The following is a 16,920-nucleotide window of genomic DNA, read 5'->3' on the forward strand; positions in this document are numbered from 1 at the left end:
GTCACTGGGCGGGCTCCGCGTCGTCGAACGTGTCGTCGAACTCGGTCAGGTAGCCGGTCGCGCGGGCCTTGGCCAGCGCCGCGTCCTTCGCGCCCGGCGCGTCCAGCGGCCCGTCCACCAGGCCGGCGAAGCCGATCGCCACCCGCTCGCCGCCGATCGGCACCAGGCCGACCTCGACGGTGGCGCCCGGGTCGAAGCGCACCGAGGAGCCGGCCGGCACGGCCAGGTGCATCCCGTACGCGGCGGCGCGGTCGAAGGCCAGGCGCGGGTTGGACTCGAAGAAGTGGAAGTGCGAGGTCACCGAGATCGGCACCGAGGCGGTGTTGTGCACCGGCAGCAGCAGCGACTCCTCCACCGGGTCGTAGCCCGCGCCGGAGCCCGGCAGCGCCGCGCCGGGCGCCCCGTCGCCCAGCGAACCCGCGCCGCGGAACGGGTCGCTGACCACGGCCAGCCGCGTCCCGTCCTCGAACACCGCCTCGACCTGGACCACTGTCACCACGTCCGGCACGCCCGGCAGCACGTCCTCGGCGCTCAGCACGGTGCGGCCGGCCTCGATCGCCTCGGCCAGGCGGCGGCCGTCGCGGGCCGCCTCGCAGACGGTGTCGGCGATCAGCGCCGTTGCCTCCGGCACGTTCAATCGCACGCCGCGCGCCCGTCGGGCGCGGGCCAACTCGGCCGCGGTGAAGATCAGCAGCCGGTCCCGTTCGGTGGGAGTCAGTCGCACGGTGCCTCGCTCGTCGGGGGTGGGCGGAGGGTGGTCGGTGAAGAGTTTAGAACGACGTTCAAACGCGTGGGCCCCATTGAACCCGCGGCCGCCCGTCATGTCCAGCGTCCGGCCGCAGGCCCGGGACGCCCGGCAGGCGCACGGAAGGGGTGCGGAAGGAGCGGGGAGAAGATGTGAGGGAGTGGTCGGCGGGGACGATCATCGGACCGGGCGGGGGTTTCGGCCACCGGGTCGCCGCCGTCGCTGCCTGCCTGGAGAAAGCTTTTGCCGGAGCCCCCGACCAGGGCGGGCGCCCCGGCTCACCCGCGTGCCCGCGCACGCCCTTGCGCACCGTTCACCACGGGCGTAGGGCCGGATCACTGTTGCAAACGCCGCCGAGTGGGCATGAGGATGACCAGAAGTGGCCGCCGAACCGGTGGGGGACCGGAGCGGCCGTCCGGAACGAGGGCGGGGGCTGACGAAGTTGATGGACGGTCAGGCAAGGTTCCCGCGGCAGCGCTCGGCCTCGCGCCGGGAGCAGCTCGACCAGGGGCCCGCACCCATGCAGTCGAAGCCGCAGCCACAGCCGCAGAGCGCGGCCCCGGCGCGCCAACCGGAGTGCGCCCTGCACCGCCGGCTGCACGCCTCCCTGGAAGCGGCGGACCTGCCCGCCGTCGGCACCGTCCGACGCCGCCTGCGGGCCGCGCTCGACCACTGGGGTGTGCCGGAACTTGCCGACACCGCCGAACTGCTGACGTCCGAACTGGTCACCAACGCGCTCGTGCACACCGGCAAGGGCGCCGAGTTCGACGCCCAGCTCACCGCCGAACAGCGCCTGCGGATCGAGGTGCACGACCGCACCAGCCGGCTCCCCGGCCGCCGCCACCCGGACGAGGACGCCACCTCCGGGCGCGGCCTGCTGCTGGTCGAGGCGCTCGCCGACGACTGGGGAGTGCAACTGCACGGGGACGGAAAAGTCACCTGGTTCGAGCTGTCCGCGCTCTGAGCGGGCCCGCCCGAACCGGTGGGGCGAATTCCGGACCGGCCACCCGAGCGGGCCGTTCGAGTGAATGTCCCGGGCGGGATCGTGTGCGATCAGTACCGTCCGGGTCACCGGCATTGCCGCCTTGCCGAACATACGAGAGGGTAGTGAGAATGTGTGCCAGCAGGCACACGCAACCATCGCGGTCCGGCCGGCCCAGCAGGGGACACGGATATCCAGCGGCCGCCAGGCAAGGCACCGGCAGGAGAAGCATGGCCACCGAGCCCGAGGCGCCTGGGCCCGCCCGCCGCACCCCGCCCGCCCAGGCCACCCAGGCCACCCGGAACAGCACCCCCGCGAAGCCGCTGCGCACCGCCGCCGGCCGCGCCGTGCCGTCCACCGCCCGCGGCCTGCCCACCCGCACCGGCGACTCCACCCCCGAGTGGCTCGAACCGGCGATGGCCGCCAACGGCATCGGCTCCTTCGACTGGGACATCCGCCGCGACACCCTGGTCGGCGACCGGCGCGCCTGCACCATCCTCGGCCTGGCCGGCCAGAGCTTCGACCGCACCTCCGGCTCCTTCCTCGCCCTGCTGCACCCCGAGGACGCCCCCGTGGTGCGCCGCCGGGTCGAACGCGCCGTCGCCGAACTCGGCCAGTGCGGCGCCTACTACCGCACCGTCTTCCCCAACGGCGAACTGCACGCCGTGCGCTTCCGCGGCCGCGTCCTCGCCGACGCCTTCGGCCGCCCCTCCCGGATGGTCGGCTTCGTCTGGGACGCCACCGTCGAACTCCACAAGCGCGAACGCGCCGACGAGCTCGCCGTGCTGCGCGAGGAACGCTCCCGGTTCATCAAGGAAGCCGCCCGCGCCCTCTCCGAAGCCGTCACCGTCCGCGACGTCGCCCGGGTCTTCACCGAACTCCCGCTGCCCGGCCTCGGCCCCGACGGCCTCGCCCTCGCCTCGCTCGAAGGCGGCCGGATCGCCCTGCTCGGCTCCAGCGGCTACCGCAGCACGCTCAGCGACCAGTTCGACCGGATCCCGCTCGCCCCCACCCACCCCGCCGCCGAGGCGGTCCGCCAGCGCGCACCGATCTTCGTCTCCAGCCGCGAGGAGTACCGCGAGCGCTACCCCGACGCCTGGGACTGGGCCGAGAACAGCGGACGCTCCTCCTGGGCGTTCCTCCCGCTGGTCGCCAGTGGCCGCCCCACCGGCGTCTGCGTGGTCTCCTTCGACGACGACCGCGAACTCGACGCCGACGAACGCACCCTGCTCTCCACCCTCGGCGGACTCGTCGCCCAGTCCCTCGCCCGGGCCCGCCTGCACGACGCCGAGCACGAACTCGCCGCCGGCCTGCAGCGCGTCATGCTGCCCCGCACCGTCCCCGCCGTGCCCGGAGTCACCACCGCCGTCCGCTACCTCGCCGCCGGCTCCGGCCTGCAGATCGGCGGCGACTGGTACGACGTCGTCCCGCTGCCCGGCGGCCACGTCGGCCTGGTCATCGGCGACGTCCAGGGCCACGACGTGCACGCCGCCGGCATCATGGGCCAACTCCGCATCGCGCTGCGCGCCTACGCCGCGGAGGGCCACCCGCCCGCCGCCGTGATGGCCCGCGCCTCCCGGTTCCTCGCCGACCTCGACACCGACCACTTCGCGACCTGCACCTACGCCGAGGTCAACGTCGACTACGGCGTGGTCTACGCCGTCCGGGCCGGCCACCTCGACCCGGTGGTCCGCCGCGCCGACGGCACCGCGCATCCCGTTCCGGTGGCGGGCGGACTGCCGCTCGGCGTCGCGCCCGACGAGGAGTACCGGGTGACGCGGTTCAGCCTCGACCCCGGCGAGACCGTGCTGCTGTTCACCGACGGCCTGGTCGAGGCCCGCGACATGGACCTCGACACCGGCTTCGGCCGCCTCTGCGAAACCGTCTCCGAACACCTCGCCGCGGTCGGCGAATCCCCCCGCGAACCACTGGAGGAACTCGCCGACCGGATCGCCTCGCAGGCCGCCGACACCAGCGAACGCGAGGACGACATCGCGCTCCTGCTGCTGCGCTGGGACGGGCCCGCGGGCGGGCGCGCCGCGCAGCAGCTGCGCCGCCGGATCGGACAGGCGGACCTGGCCCGGATCTCCGAGCTCCGGGCCGAGCTCCGGGACGCGCTGCGCCGTTGGGGAGTGCCCGAACTCATCGACACCGCCGAGCTGTTGTCCTCCGAACTCGTCACCAACGCGATCCGGCACACCGACCGGGACGCGATGTTCACGGCCCGGCTCTACCAGGAGAGCGGGCGGGCCCGCCTCCGCGTCGAGGTCGAGGACGAGAGCGACCTCTGGCCGACCCGCCGCACCCCGGGCGAACAGGCCTCCTCCGGCCGGGGGTTGATGCTCGTCGAGGGGCTCGCGGACGCCTGGGGCGTGGAACCCCGCGGCTCGGGCAAGCGGATGTGGTTCGAGCTCAGCAGCTAGTGTCCTGCGCCGGTAGTCCGTCGTTAGTTGTTGCATGACCTCTTCTGCGCGCATGCCTGCTCCTCGTCGGGGACCGAAGCTGGAGCCCCTGCTGCTGACCGATGAGGAGCGGGCGGCGCTGGAGAGGTGGAGCCGTCGGGCCAAGTCCGCGCAGGCACTCGCCCTCCGAGCAAGAATCGTGCTCGCGTGTTCAGGGCCGGACGTGCCGTCGATCGTCGGCGTCGCAAGGGAGTTGGGGATCGTTGCGGACACAGTCCGGAAGTGGCGGCGACGGTTCCTGGCAGATCGGTTGGACGGCCTGATCGACGAGCCCCGACCGGGCCGGCCGCCGACGATCTCGGTGGAGGAGGTCGAGGCCGTCGTCGTGGCGACACTGGAGGAGATCCCGAAGAACGCCACGCACTGGTCTCGCCGGTCGATGGCCGACCACAGCGGCCTGTCCAGGTCCACCGTCGGCCGGATCTGGCGGAAGTTCCAGCTCAAGCCGCATCTGGCCAGCACGTTCAAGCTGTCGACGGACCCGCTGTTCGTGGAGAAGGTCTACGACGTGGTGGGCCTGTACTTCAACCCGCCCGAGGGCGCGGTCGTGCTCTCGGTGGACGAGAAGTCCCAGATCCAGGCCCTGGACCGGTCCCAGCCCGTCCTGCCGATGATGCCCGGCATGCCCGAGCGCCGCACCCACGACTACGTGCGCAACGGCCTGACCACGCTCTTCGCTGCGTTCGACGTCGGCAACGGCAAGGTCATCAGCTCCCTGCACCGGCGCCACCGGGCCCAGGAGTTCAAGAAGTTCCTCGTCAAGATCGACCGCGAGGTCCCGCAGAGCCTGGACATCCACCTGATCTGTGACAACTACGGCACCCACAAGACCCCGGCGATCCGCGCCTGGCTGGAGCGACACCCGCGCTTCCACCTGCACTTCACCCCGACCGGCTCATCGTGGATCAACCAGGTCGAGCGGTGGTTCGGCTTCCTGAGCGACCAGCTGATCCGACGCGGAGCCCACAAGAACGTTCAGGCCCTCGAAGCCGACATCCGCACCTGGATCAAGAACTGGAACGAGGATCCCAGGCCCTTCACCTGGACCAAGTCCGCCGAAGAAATCCTGGAATCCCTCGCTCGTTTCTGCCAACGGATCTCAGGCGCAGGACACTAGCGCAGGTGGGCGCGAAACCAGGGGCTCCGGGGTGCGAATTCAGGGGCCCGGGGAACGGCGGGGTCGTGTCTGCGGAAGGTCAGCAGGGCGCTTTGCGTTCCGCCGTTTCGGGTCCCTGTTCCGAGGCCCGCCGCAGCCATGGCCAACCGCTGTCTCCGGCCGCCGGCAACAGGACCTCGCCGTTCCCCGAGCCCCTGAATATTCACCCGAACTGCTGCTCCAGGTCCTTGAGCTTCTGTTCGAGCGAAGCGAGTCGCGGCATGGTGGTGGTGTCCTCGTCCGGGGTGAGGTCGATGCTGCGGTGGGCCGGGGTGGCGGGGAGGCCGGCGGGGGCTATGGCGGGCTCCGTGGAGGTGGTGGGGGTGGGGGCGGGTTCGAGTTGGCGGGTGTGGCGGGTGCGCCAACTGCTGCCGGGCTGGCGGCCGATGGCGCGGATCTCGGCGCGTTCCCGGCGGGAGGCCATCCTGCGGCGCTCCCGGTTCTCCGCCGCGGTGCGCTTGTCGTCGCGGACCTCCTCGACGGCCTCGTCCAGGGTGCGGACGCCTTCGAGGAGCATCAGCGACCACGCGGCGTACGTCTCGCGCGGGGCGCGCAGCCAGCGGACCACGCGGATCTGCGGCAGCGGTCGCGGGACGAGTCCCTGCTCGCGCAGGGCGGCGACCCGGGTCTGCTTCAGGGCGCGGTCGAACAGGACCGCGGCCGAGAGCGACATGCCGGCGAAGAACTGCGGCGCACCGTCGTGGCCGAAGCCGCGGGGGGCGTGCACCCAGTTGAACCACGCCGAGGCCGCGGCGAACAGCCACACCAGCAGGCGGGAGCCGAGTGCCGCGTCGCCGTGGCTGGCCTCCCGGACGGCGAGGACGGAGCAGAACATCGCGGCGCCGTCGAGGCCGAACGGGACCAGGTACTCCCAGCCGCCGGAGAGGCCGAGGTTCTGGACGCCGAAGCCGACCAGTCCGTGGAAGGAGAGCGCGGCGGCGACCGCGGCGCAGCAGAACAGCAGGAGGTAGGAGGCGCCGCCGTAGAGGCTCTCGGTGCGGCGGCGGCGTTCCTCGGCGCGTTCCCAGGAATCCGAAGCGCCGTTGTTGGTGGCTGCGGCCGAGCGGCTGCGGGCGAAGGCCAGCAGGGCGACGGCGGCCACCAGGGCGGCCGTGCCGGCGACGACCCAGCCCAGCGGTATGTCCGACAGTCTCATGACCTGATCAAGCCTCGCTCTTCGCGTTTGATGGGGGGACCATCATGGCGGAGAAATGCGGCGAAACATGGCCGGATCGCGAGCAATACACTATTAGGGGGGAATTTCGGAATTACATCAACGGATTGTCGGATCTATTTGCTGCGGGGGCAGCTGAAGCACGGTTCGGCCGGCCGGACCGTGTAGAACAGGCAGCAGCTGACCCTGGTCCTGGTCCGGTGCCCGCCCTCCTCGCGGAAGCCCGGCGCGCCCACGAACGGGGCCGACGAGGCGTCGCCCGGCAGGAGTGCGGTCAGTTCGGCGACCGCCCGGGGCTCCTCGTCGAGCAGGGTGGAGAGGTACCAGAGGCCGTCCACCACGTCGTCGGTGACGAGTGCCCAGAGGGTGCGCGGGCCGCGTCGCACGCGGGGGCGGAAGGCGTCGAGCACCGGCGCGAGATGGTCGGCGAGCGCGGCGCGCAGTGCGGTGTCGAGCGCCGGGCGGTCCGGGGCGACCAGGGCGTCCGGGTGGGAGGCCGCCGGGTCGTCCGGCAGGCAGTGGAAGGCGAGCGGACGGGCGGTCAGTTCGCCGTTGGCGCGGTTGATGGAGATCTGCTCGACCGGGAGGACCGGGACCCGGCGCTCCAGGAACCACGGCAGGGTGAAGGCGAGGGCGACCGGCCAGGCGTAGCGGTGCAGGCTGAAGCCGGCGGTGACGTCCGGGCGGGTGGGGGCGCCGTAGAGCTTCAGGCCGAGGCGTTCGTCGAAGGCGATGGTCGCGTCGAGCGCGGCCGGATCGGTGGCGAGGGCTGCGGCGGTGGTCCAGTCGGGGTCGGTGCGCTGGGCGGCGGAATGGATCCGAAGATCCGGGAAGAGCTCGGTCAGCCGCCGCCAACTCCCTTGAAGGGGAAGGGAGTCGGTGGCGGCGGGCGGGGGGCACTGGCCGACCTGGTGCACGGTCACGCGGGCTCCCTGGGTGGTACCCCGGGAGCGGGGCCCGGGCACGGCGCGGTGGGCCTGTCCGGGCCACTGCTCGCCCCGGACAGGTAAGGCTCACCTTAGCTGATGCCGTGCCGCGGGTCGTGCACGGTGCCGCCGTCCGGTGCGGGCGATTGCGTCGGGAGCATCCCCAGCCGCCGGGCCAGCCAGACCGGGACCCCGCCGAGCGCCTGCACCAGCCGGGACGCCTCGGCGCGCAGCCGCTCCGCCTCGGCCGGCTCCGACACCTCCGCCAACGAGGCCAGCGCCGGCGCCACCCCCACCGTGAAGCCGAGCTGTTCGCGCAGTTTCAGCGCGGTTCCGAAACCCTGCCGGGCCCGCTCCTGGTCGCCCGCCGCCAGCGCCAGCCCCGCCAGGTGGCACCAGGTCGAGGAGCGCAGCAGGTCGTCACCGCGCTCCCGGGCGCCCTCGTGCGCCCGGGTGTACGCACTGTGCGCCGCCGCCGGGTCGTGCAGCAGGTTCTCCGCGACCAGTCCGCGCCGGAAGTCCAGCAGCGGCCGGCCCGGCGCCTTCGGCGGCAGCAGCGCCGAGGTGCGGCCCAACGCGGCCTGGGCCTCGTCCAGCCGGTCCCGGCGGCCCAGCACGCTGGCCACGTAGGCCAGGTAGCCGCGGGCGCAGGAGGCCGCCGCACGATGCTCGTTGCCCGCGACCGAGGCTTCCGCCAGGCGCAGGGCGTCCTCCGCGCGCTCCCAGTGGTCCGCGGTGAACAGGCACTGCTCGATCAGCAGTTCGGCCCGCTGCAACGCTGCCGTCGGATCCCGGCCGGCCTGTGGGCGGAGCAGGTCCGCGGCCTCCTGCCAGCAGCCCCGCGACCGTAGTCGCCAGACGACGTCCGCCATGCCCCCCGGGGCAGTCCCGTGCACCGACAACGCCACCTCCTTGTGCGCGCCATGCAGTGACCGGCGGACCCTCCCCAATCCCCATGGGCCCGCGTCGTGGCGGCAATTCAACACGCGTGGGAGCTTGTGCACCAGATCACGAGCGTGAGGAAATCCGGAATCAACGCTTCCGGGTGACGATGGATTGACGGCGTGTCAGGACGTCCAACCGGTCTCCATCAGGGCCTCGGCGGCGCCGTTCGAGGGCTGCGGGATGCCTGCCGCGTCCAGCGTGAACAGGGCGACCAGCAGCTGCTCGCCGCGCACGGTGGCCTGCCGGGAGAAACCGGAGACGGTGAACATCGCCGCCGCGACCTGCTCGCTGTGCAGCGTCTCCAGCCACAGGCACTCCACCGCCTTGACGTCGGCGGGTTCCGTCCAGGTGTCCACCCGGGCCACCAACTGCCCGCCCAGCAGTGTGGTCGAGTCGCGCTCCTGGCCGGGCGTCAACTCCAGGTCCTCGAAGCCCAGCCACTGCAGGTAGCGGGCCGCCGTCAGCACCGCGTCCTGCGGGGTGCGCACCGGCTGCGGGCGGAACGGCGGACGCAGCACCCGGGCCGGGCCCGAGCCCGTCGCCGGCGGGTCCGGCGGGGCGACCGGCGGCACCGCCGTGGTGTACGGGCGGGCCGCCTCGGCCGGGCGGGTCGCCCGTGGGCCCGCGCTCTGCAGCTTCGGCGCCCGGTCCACCGGCAGTCGGACCGTCGCCCCGCAGTCGCAGGTGAACTCCGGCTGCGGCCACTGGTCGCTGCGGCCGCAGTGCGGACATCGCATGCTCACCCAGGAGTCCTCCCAGGAGCGGAACCGCACCTGCACCGGAACCCCGCCGCGCAGCAGCGGCACCCGCAACTGCGCGCCGCACGGGCACGGCAGGCTCGGCGGCTCGTAGCGGTGCTCGCGTCGGCAGGCCGGGCAGCGCAGTTCGCTGGCCCCCGACGGCGAACCGGGGGAGAACCGGGCCGGGTCTGCGGCGTCCTCGGGCAGCGGCATGGCTGGTCACCGTCCGTTCCGGTCGGGCTGGCAACGATCCGTTCCATCCTCGCCGATCGGGATCCTGGCCGGTGCGGAATGAGGTAATCCTGCACCGCAGTTGAGGTGGCGGAAAGGTGCGGCACGAGCCGTGCGCCGGGCTGACGGGACGTCAGTCGATGCCCCAGCGGGCCAAGTCCGCCGGGGTGTCCAGGTCGTCGGGGACGGCCACGTGGGTGCAGTCCACCAACGTGACCGAGTGCCTGGCCAGCAGCGCGCGGGCGCCCGCGTCGCCGGTCGAGGTGGCCAGCAGCTCCGGGAAGTGCGCGGCGCCGATCAGGACCGGGTGCGCCCGGCGGCCGGCATAGGCGCACGCTGCCAGATCCGTGCGCCCGGCGTGCGCCGCCAGCAGTCGGCGCACCGCCTCCGCCGTCACGCCGGGGGTGTCCACCAGCAGCACCAGGACCGCGCTCGCCCCCGTCGGCAGGGCGGCCAGGCCCGCCCGCAGCGAAGAGGACAGCCCCGTGCGCCAGTCGGGGTTGTCGACCAGCAGGCAGTCGCCGGTGCCGGCGCGCTCCCGGACCTCCGCCGCGGCGGCCCCCAGTACCGCCACCACTCCGTCGCACCCGCCGTCGCGGGCCACCGCCAGCGTGTGTTCCAGCAGCGGGCGACCTCGGTACGGCAGCAGCGCCTTCGGGCGCCCGCCCAGTCGGGACCCGCCGCCCGCCGCCAGCACCAGGGCCGGCACCCGCAACTCCGTCATGCCGTCAGTCTGCCCGGGTCGGCGCGGTCCCGGGGGCGTCCCGGCGCGGCCGGCGGAACGGTTCGCACCGGTCGGAGTTTTGCCCGGATTGTGAGGTGCGTCATGCTGCGGCGTGGCCGCCTTGACCCGCCCTTGACCGGCTGGTCTTCTGGTGGGCCGTCAGAGTCGCCCACCCACAGAGGAATACCGTGCGATCCCGCCGTACCGCCGTAGTCGCCGCCCTGTTGCTCGGATCGCTCGCCCTCGCCGGGTGCAACGGAGCGGACAAGTCGTCGAGCGACAGCGCCAAGTCCAAGCCCCAGTCGGCCTCCAAGGGCACCAACCCGCTGCAGAACCCGGACGGCACCAAGCCCGGCCTGGCGCCCGTCACCGACGACGCGGACCGCAAGGCCGGCCGGGACCTGATCGCCAAGGTGAAGACCGCCGACCCCGGCCCGAAGACCGGCTACGACCGCGACCAGTTCGGCCCCGCCTGGACGGACAACGTGGACGGCATACCGATGGGCCACAACAGCTGCAGCACCCGTGACGACATGCTGGCCCGGGACGGCCAGAAGGTGGAGCACAAGGACGGCTCCCAGTGCGTCGTCACCGGAATGACCATCTGGGACCCGTACACCGGCAAGAACGTGGACTGGAGCAAGCAGCAGGCGTCGAAGATACAGATCGACCACGTGATGCCGCTGTCCTACGACTGGCAGCAGGGCGCCTCCCAGTGGGACAAGCTCAAGCGGGTGCAGATCGCCAACGACCCGCTGAACCTGATCCCGGCGGACGGCTCGCAGAACGCCTCCAAGGGCGACTCCGGCCCGGCGAGTTGGCTGCCCGCCAACACCGAGGTGCACTGCTCGTACGCGATCCGCTGGGCGCAGGTCTCGCTGAAGTACCAGCTGCCGGTGACGCCCGCCGACAAGAAGACCATGCTGTCGCTGTGCGGCGGCTGACGAAGCGTTGACCGGCTGACCGGCTGACCGGCTGACCGGCTGAACGACTGTTGACGGCGCGTCGGCCCGCGGCGCGTCGGTCCGCGACCGTGGAAGGACCCGCGACCGTGGAAGGACCCGAGGCCGTTCGAGCTCCTCTGGGGGAGGGGGAGTCGAACGGCCTCGGGCGTCGTGGGAGCGGGGTGGGTCAGCCCGCGCTCTTCGGTGCGGCCGTCAGGTCGTACATGGTGGTGCTGCCGACCGTCTTCGCGGTGTAGGTGGACTCCACCCAGGAGGCGATCTCCGAGGAGTAGTCGGAGCCGCCCATGCTGCGGCCCATGCCGCCACCGCCGATGAACCAGTGCACCTTGCCCTCCGCGACCAGCTGCTTGAAGCCGTCCAGCGAGAGCGAGGGATCGCTGCCGTTGAAGCCGCCCAGCGCCATCACCGGCTCGCCGGTGGCGAGTTGATAGCTGGCCTGGTTCTGCGAGCCGACCGCGGCGGCCACCCAGGTGTACTTGCCGGCGTCCTGCTTCAGCAGGTCCGCGACCTCGGACGGGACCTTCGCGCCCTCCAGCAGGCCGCCCATCCCGCCGCCGAAACCGCCGCGGCCGGTGCGGCCGTCCTCGGTGCCGGTGCCGGGGAAGCCCTGGGAGCCGGGGAGGTTCGGGAACGCGCCGTTCTGGCCGCCGTTCTGACTTCCGGTCTGGCCGCCCGGGAAGGCGCCGCCGGGGAAGCCGTTGCCGTTCTGGCTGTTCTGGCCGTTCTGGCCGCCGGGGATGCCGCCGCCCGGGAAGTTGCCGTTCCCGCCGCCGTTCGTTCCGTTCTGCCCGCCCGGGAAGTTCGGGAAGGTGCCGTGCGCCTTGCCGCGACCGCCGCCGGGGCCGAAGCCCTCGCCCTTGACGCGCGGTCCGGCGGTGACGATGGAGCCGGTGTGGCCGGTGGAGACGGTGTCGAGGGCGTACGCGGCCGGCCCGGCCAGGCCCGCCGCCAGTGCGGTGAGTCCGGCGGTGGCGGCGATCCGGCCGCCGATCGGTCCGGCGATCCGGCCCGCGGCGAGCAGTGCGACGGCGGCGAGCAGGCCGCCGATCAGCACGGCCCAGCGCAGCCACGGCACGAACTCGGCGCTGCGGCCCAGGAGTTGGTGCGACCACCAGGCGGTGACGGCGAGCGTCACGGCCAGCACGGCCGCGTATGGCAAGCGGTGGCGGGCCCGCCACAGGCCGTCCGTGCCCATGCCGACCAGTGCGGCGATCGCCGGGGCGAGGGCCACCGTGTAGTACTGGTGGAAGATCCCGGACATGAAGCTGAACGTGAGCCCGGTGCACAGCAGCCAGCCGCCCCAGACCAGGAAGGCGATCCGGGCCGAGTCGGTGCGGGCGTGGCGACGGGTCGCCCACAGGCCGAACACCAGCAGGATCAGCGCGGCGGGCATCAGCCAGGCGATCTGCCCACCGATGTCGCCGTCGAACAGGCGGGTCGGGCCGGTGGAGCCCCACATGCCGCCACCGGGCATGCCGCCCCCGCCGCCGCCCATCCGGTTTCCGCCGCCGACGCTGCCGGTCTCGTTGCCGGTGATCCGGCCGAAGCCGTTGTAGCCGAAGGTGAGGGAGAGGAAGGAGTTGTCCTGCGAGCCGCCGATGTACGGGCGGGCGGAGGCCGGCATCAGCTCGACGATCGCCACCCACCAGCCGCCCGCGACCACCATCGCCACCTTGCCGTACAGCAGTTGGAGCCATCGGCGGCCCCAGCCGGTGGGCGCGGTGAACAGGTACACCAGGGCGAACGCGGGCAGCACCAGGAACGCCTGCAGGGTCTTGGTGAGGAACGCCAGCCCGAGCATCACGCCGACGAACACCAGCCAGCGGGTGGACGCCGTCTCGGTGGCCCGGACGGTGCCGTACGCGGCCAGCGTCAGCAGCAGCACCAGCAGCGCGTCCGGGTTGTTGAAGCGGAACATCAGCGCTGCCACCGGGGTCAGCGCCAGCGCCGCGCCCGCGACCAGGCCGCCGAGCGCGGAGGACCGGCGGCGCACCGTGGCGTACACGGCGGCGACCGTGCCGACGCCCATCAGCACCTGCGGGGCCAGCACGCTGAACGAGTTCAGTCCGAGGATCCGGGCGGAGACCGCCATCGGCCACAGCGACAGCGGCGGCTTGTCGACGGTGATGAAGCTCGCCGCGTCCGAGGACCCGAAGAACAGCGCCTTCCAGCTGACGCTGCCGGCCTGCACGGCCGCCGAGTAGAAGGCGTTGGCCCAGCCGGAGGCGGTCAGGTTCCAGAAGTAGAGGACGGCGGTGGCCAGCAGCAGCCCCAGGAACGCCGGCCGGACCCACCTCGGGTCGTCCTCGCGTCCGCGCCAGGTGCGTCCGGGCAGGGTGCGCAGCCGGCCGGCCCAGGTGGCCGGGCCCTTGGGGCCGACGGGCGGCAGTGCGACGGGCGGGAACAGCGGCTCGGCGGGCCGCTCGCGCCCGGCGGGCCGTTCGTCCCCGGCGGGCGGCGGCGGCCAGACGGTCGGGCCGGACGCGGCGGCGTCGGCCGGGACCGTCGGTGGCGGGTGGTTCGCGGCGTCGGGCCACGGCTCGCTGGTCGGAGGAACGGAACTGGGCGTGGTCATGGGAGATACGCTGCGTGGCGCGGCTGAGAACTCCATGAGACCCGACTGTGAGCGGGCTCTATTCTCCGCGAGCCTTCGTCCGACGGTCCGTCAGGCCGGTCAGGCCGGTCCGGCTCAGCTCGCGGGGGCCGGCTGCGGCTGCGGGAGGCGACTGCCGAGCCAGGTGAGGGCCGGGGGGATCTCCCGGGTCCAGGTGTGGAAGTTGTGGCCGCCGGTGTCCAGGGTGATGGTGGACAGCCGGGTCGGGGCCTTGAACGCGGCGACCATCTGCTGCGTCGCCGGGTAGTTCTCCTCGTTGTTGCTGGTGGCGAGCAGCAGCGAGACCGGCGGTGCGGGCTTGTTCTGCAGCCGCCACAGCAGGTCGTTGTCCTGCTTGACCTCGGCGCTGCCGCCGAACAGGTCGCCGGTGGTCGGGTCGTTGTGGACCTCGTAGTAGCCGGACAGCGCGATCGCCGCCCGGTACGAATCGGGCTTGCGCACCGCGAACTTGACGGCGCAGTAGCCGCCGGTGGAGTCGCCGATCACCGCCCGCGCCTCGGGCCGGTCGTCGACCCGGTAGGAGGCGGACATCGCCTTCGGCAGGTCCTCGGTGAAGAAGGTCTCCGCCTGCGGGCCGTTCGGCACGTCCATGCACTCGGTGTCGCGGTTGGCGACCAGCGTCGGCCGCATCATCACCAGCACCGTCGGCGGCATCTCCTTGGCCTCGATCGCCTTCAGCGTGGACGCCGGGTACTGCAGCAGCGAGATCAGCTTCTCCGGCGTCCCCGGGTAGCCGGACAGCGCCAGCAGCATCGGGAACTTCGTCCCCGCGTAGGCCGGCTGGAAGTACTGCGGCGGCAGGTACACGTACGCCGGGGTGCCGGTCAGCCCGGAGCGCTCGCCGTGGATCTCCACCTTCTGGATCACGCCGGAACGGTCCTGCGCGGCGCCCTGCGAGGAGTACATCTTCTGCTCGCCGGTCACCGAGACGGCCTTGCCGCCCGGCTGGTGGTCGACCACCGTGCCCGGGCTGCCGTCCAGACCGAGCAGGTCGCTCCAGGTCGAGTAGAAGCCGAAGTACGAGTTGGCGACCAGCCCCATCGCGGCCAGCACCGCGATCTGCGTCCCGAAGAACGCCCCCAACCGCCCGAGCCACGCCCGCCAGCTCCGGCCACCCATCCGGGGCCACAGCCACATGGTGGCGGCGAAGGCGAGAACGGCCAGCAGGCTGGCGATGATCTGGATCGGGGCTCCGGTCAGGCTCGGCACCCGATGATCGTAAGGTACGGCTTCATCGAGCTCACAGCCGCCTCCCAGCACCTTCCCGGGTTTCCCAAGCCCCCCTCAAGGGCAGACCAACTGCTTCGCCTGTCGGAACTTCCGGGTAGGGTCCGGCGCTCGTGAGATCACCTGCGGAACTGCACCTGACCGACTGGGCATCGCTGGAGCACTCGTACGGGAGCGGCAGCGACGTCCCCGGCTGGGTCCGGGCGTTGTACGCCGAGGACGAGGCGGTGGTCGGCAAGGCGCTCGGGGAGCTGTTCGACCGGGCTCTGCATCAGGGGACGGTGTCCTCGGCGGGGGCCGCCGCCGTGCCGTACCTGGCGCATGCCGCGGTGCACGCCGTTCACCGGCGGGACGACGTGCTGGCGTTCATTGCGACCACCGGTGGGGCCGAGGAGGAGTACGAGGGCGAGGAGGAGGAGAGCGGGTTCGAGGACAAGGTGACGGGGCGGACCCTGGCGTCCCGGGAACTACCGGGCCTGCTGGGCCTGTTGCGCGGCGATCCCGACCCGGAGGTGCGCCGGCAGGTCGTGCGGGTGGCGCGGTGGGCGGCGGGGGAGAGCCGGTCGCTCGCGCTGGACGCGCTGGTGGCGTGTCACCGGGAGGACCCGTCGCCGGCGGTGCGGGCCGAGGCGTTGACGGTGCTGGGCTTCCTCGACGCCGACCCCGGTGGGCGGTTGCGGGCGGCGCTGGAGGACCCCGAGCCCGCCGTCCGGGCCACGGCCGCGCTCGGACTGCTGGAGCGCGCCGGAGCGCCGTACCCGGCGGAGCTGGTGGCGGTCCTGGTGGCGGACGGCGGCGTTCCGGACTTCCGGGTCGGGTGGGGCGAGTGGTTCCCCGGCGTCGGCAACACCGACGACCGGCTGCGGCGGCTGCTCGACGCCGACCCGGAGGCCACCCGGGCCGTCGCCGCCGCCTGGATCGCGGCCGGCGACCACGACGGACGCGGGGCCCGCCGGGCGCTGCGGCTGGCCGCCCGCTGGTACGGCTACCGGGACGAGGCCGTCGCGCTGCTGATCGCCGCGCTGCCGCACCAACGCGAGTGGTACTGGCGGATGAAGGTGCTGGACGGTCTCGCCGGCCTGGTCGCGCGCTGCCCCGAGCCCGGCCCGGTCGTCGAGGCGGTGCTGCCGCACACCGTCGACCCGGACTGGCGGATCTCCCGGCCCGCCCAGCTCGCCCTCGGCCTGGCCGGCGACATCCGCCTGCTCACCGCCGTCCCCGAGCCCGACGCCGCCGCGCTCGACGCACTCGCCGCCCGGACCGACGACCTCGCCCTGCGCCGCCGGGCCCTCGCGCCGCACCGGTCCCGGTACGGCGGCGCACTCCACAGCGGCGCGGACGAACTCCTCGACGCGCTCACCCCGGAGAGCGCCGCGCCGCTGCTGCCCGAACTGACCGCGCTGCTGCGCACCTGCCCGGACCCGAAACTCGTCCGCTTCCTCGGCGGGTCCGGCCTCGACGACCCCGAACTCCGCCGACTGCTGGGCGAGTTGGCCAATGGCGACGACCGCTGCCTGGCCCCCGCGGCCGCGGTCGCCGCCGCCCGGCTCGGCGCGGACCCCGAGCTCGCGCTGCGGCTGCTCGCCGAACGCGCCGACTGCCTGGCCGAGGCCGCCCTGCTCGGGCCGCTCGGGGCGCCCCTGCTGCCCCTGGTGGAGCGCCGGCTGACGGAAGGTCATGTCCGGCAGCGCGTGGAGGCCGCCGAGGCGCACTGGCGGATCACCGGCGATCCCGCCCGGGCCGTCCCCGGCCTGCTCGCCGCCCTGGACCGGACCGCGGCGGGCGCCCGCGCCCTCGCCGTGCTGCGCCGGATCGGCCGGCCGCTGCCGGGCGAACAACGGGCCCTGGTCGAGGGGTGGTTGGCCACGGACCGGAGCCGGCCGGTCGGCCGGGACCACTCCTGGAGCGTGCCGGAGGAGGACCGCCTGCGCGAGGAGGCCCGGCTGCTGCTCGCCGTGCGGGGCTGAACATGGTGACGGCCCGCCGCACCCATGGGGAAGATGCGGCGGGCCGTCCGTTCAGGATCCGA

13 protein-coding genes are annotated in these 16,920 nt (G+C 73.2%); 5 read left to right on the forward strand and 8 right to left on the reverse strand.

The features are described 5' to 3' along the window. Position 1: 1 nt before the first annotated feature. Positions 2-724, reverse strand: coding sequence for an urease subunit gamma (locus ACI1MP_RS28165; protein ID WP_363473429.1), 723 nt, complete (start codon positions 722-724; stop codon positions 2-4). 541 nt (positions 725-1,265) lie between these two features. Here ACI1MP_RS28165 and ACI1MP_RS28170 point away from each other — a divergent pair. The 3 genes from ACI1MP_RS28170 to ACI1MP_RS28180 all read left to right on the forward strand — a co-directional run bounded on the left by ACI1MP_RS28170 (position 1,266) and on the right by ACI1MP_RS28180 (position 5,306). Then, positions 1,266-1,709 (forward strand): ATP-binding protein, encoded by a 444-nt coding sequence (locus ACI1MP_RS28170; protein ID WP_380336937.1) that lies wholly within the window; start codon positions 1,266-1,268, stop codon positions 1,707-1,709. 248 nt (positions 1,710-1,957) lie between these two features. Next, positions 1,958-4,150, forward strand: a complete 2,193-nt coding sequence (locus ACI1MP_RS28175) for a SpoIIE family protein phosphatase (RefSeq protein ID WP_198520517.1) — start codon at positions 1,958-1,960, stop codon at positions 4,148-4,150. A gap of 52 nt (positions 4,151-4,202) precedes the next feature. Next, positions 4,203-5,306 carry an IS630 family transposase gene (locus ACI1MP_RS28180; RefSeq protein ID WP_404869744.1) on the forward strand — a complete coding sequence of 368 codons (1,104 nt, stop codon included), beginning with the start codon at positions 4,203-4,205 and terminating at the stop codon, positions 5,304-5,306. A 202-nt stretch (positions 5,307-5,508) separates the two neighbouring features. Here ACI1MP_RS28180 and ACI1MP_RS28185 read toward each other — a convergent pair whose 3' ends face one another. The 5 genes from ACI1MP_RS28185 to ACI1MP_RS28205 form a co-directional block, all read right to left on the reverse strand. Continuing rightward, a complete protein-coding gene (locus ACI1MP_RS28185; protein ID WP_363473423.1) occupies positions 5,509-6,501 on the reverse strand; it encodes a DUF2637 domain-containing protein in 993 nt (330 codons plus the stop codon). 134 nt (positions 6,502-6,635) lie between these two features. Next, positions 6,636-7,442 (reverse strand): iron-sulfur protein, encoded by an 807-nt coding sequence (locus ACI1MP_RS28190; protein WP_404869745.1) that lies wholly within the window; start codon positions 7,440-7,442, stop codon positions 6,636-6,638. 95 nt (positions 7,443-7,537) lie between these two features. Beyond that, positions 7,538-8,317 carry a hypothetical protein gene (locus tag ACI1MP_RS28195; RefSeq protein WP_404869746.1) on the reverse strand — a complete coding sequence of 260 codons (780 nt, stop codon included), beginning with the start codon at positions 8,315-8,317 and terminating at the stop codon, positions 7,538-7,540. 195 nt (positions 8,318-8,512) lie between these two features. Further along, complete coding sequence (locus ACI1MP_RS28200) at positions 8,513-9,343, reverse strand: hypothetical protein (RefSeq protein ID WP_404869747.1); 831 nt, start codon at positions 9,341-9,343, stop codon at positions 8,513-8,515. Between the two features lie 151 nt (positions 9,344-9,494). Next, complete coding sequence (locus tag ACI1MP_RS28205; RefSeq protein ID WP_404869748.1) at positions 9,495-10,085, reverse strand: NTP transferase domain-containing protein; 591 nt, start codon at positions 10,083-10,085, stop codon at positions 9,495-9,497. 188 nt (positions 10,086-10,273) lie between these two features. Here ACI1MP_RS28205 and ACI1MP_RS28210 point away from each other — a divergent pair, with 188 nt between their 5' ends. After that, on the forward strand, positions 10,274-11,029 hold the full coding sequence (locus tag ACI1MP_RS28210) for an HNH endonuclease family protein (RefSeq protein ID WP_387997094.1): 756 nt from the start codon (positions 10,274-10,276) through the stop codon (positions 11,027-11,029). A gap of 187 nt (positions 11,030-11,216) precedes the next feature. Here ACI1MP_RS28210 and ACI1MP_RS28215 read toward each other — a convergent pair whose 3' ends face one another. After that, a complete protein-coding gene (locus tag ACI1MP_RS28215) occupies positions 11,217-13,625 on the reverse strand; it encodes a glycosyltransferase family 39 protein (RefSeq protein WP_404869749.1) in 2,409 nt (802 codons plus the stop codon). Positions 13,626-13,739: 114 nt separating this feature from the next. After that, positions 13,740-14,873: an esterase family protein gene (locus ACI1MP_RS28220; RefSeq protein ID WP_198520516.1), complete on the reverse strand. Its 1,134-nt coding sequence runs from the start codon at positions 14,871-14,873 to the stop codon at positions 13,740-13,742. A 131-nt stretch (positions 14,874-15,004) separates the two neighbouring features. On the opposite strand from ACI1MP_RS28220, the gene ACI1MP_RS28225 reads away from it, so the two are divergent. Next, positions 15,005-16,858 (forward strand): HEAT repeat domain-containing protein, encoded by a 1,854-nt coding sequence (locus ACI1MP_RS28225; RefSeq protein WP_404869750.1) that lies wholly within the window; start codon positions 15,005-15,007, stop codon positions 16,856-16,858. Positions 16,859-16,920 lie beyond the last annotated feature (62 nt).

The organism is Kitasatospora griseola (genome assembly GCF_044999035.1).
Classification (GTDB): domain Bacteria; phylum Actinomycetota; class Actinomycetes; order Streptomycetales; family Streptomycetaceae; genus Kitasatospora; species Kitasatospora griseola.

Bases quoted from the DNA above. Each gene is read 5' to 3' on its own strand.
- ACI1MP_RS28170 (WP_380336937.1), top strand. From the start codon at position 1,266: ATGCAGTCGAAGCCGCAGCCACAGCCGCAGAGCGCGGCCCCGGCGCGC.
- ACI1MP_RS28175 (WP_198520517.1), top strand. From the start codon at position 1,958: ATGGCCACCGAGCCCGAGGCGCCTGGGCCCGCCCGCCGCACCCCGCCC.
- ACI1MP_RS28180 (WP_404869744.1), top strand. From the start codon at position 4,203: ATGCCTGCTCCTCGTCGGGGACCGAAGCTGGAGCCCCTGCTGCTGACC.
- ACI1MP_RS28185 (WP_363473423.1), bottom strand. From the start codon at position 6,501: ATGAGACTGTCGGACATACCGCTGGGCTGGGTCGTCGCCGGCACGGCC.
- ACI1MP_RS28195 (WP_404869746.1), bottom strand. From the start codon at position 8,317: ATGGCGGACGTCGTCTGGCGACTACGGTCGCGGGGCTGCTGGCAGGAG.
- ACI1MP_RS28200 (WP_404869747.1), bottom strand. From the start codon at position 9,343: ATGCCGCTGCCCGAGGACGCCGCAGACCCGGCCCGGTTCTCCCCCGGT.
- ACI1MP_RS28205 (WP_404869748.1), bottom strand. From the start codon at position 10,085: ATGACGGAGTTGCGGGTGCCGGCCCTGGTGCTGGCGGCGGGCGGCGGG.
- ACI1MP_RS28215 (WP_404869749.1), bottom strand. From the start codon at position 13,625: ATGACCACGCCCAGTTCCGTTCCTCCGACCAGCGAGCCGTGGCCCGAC.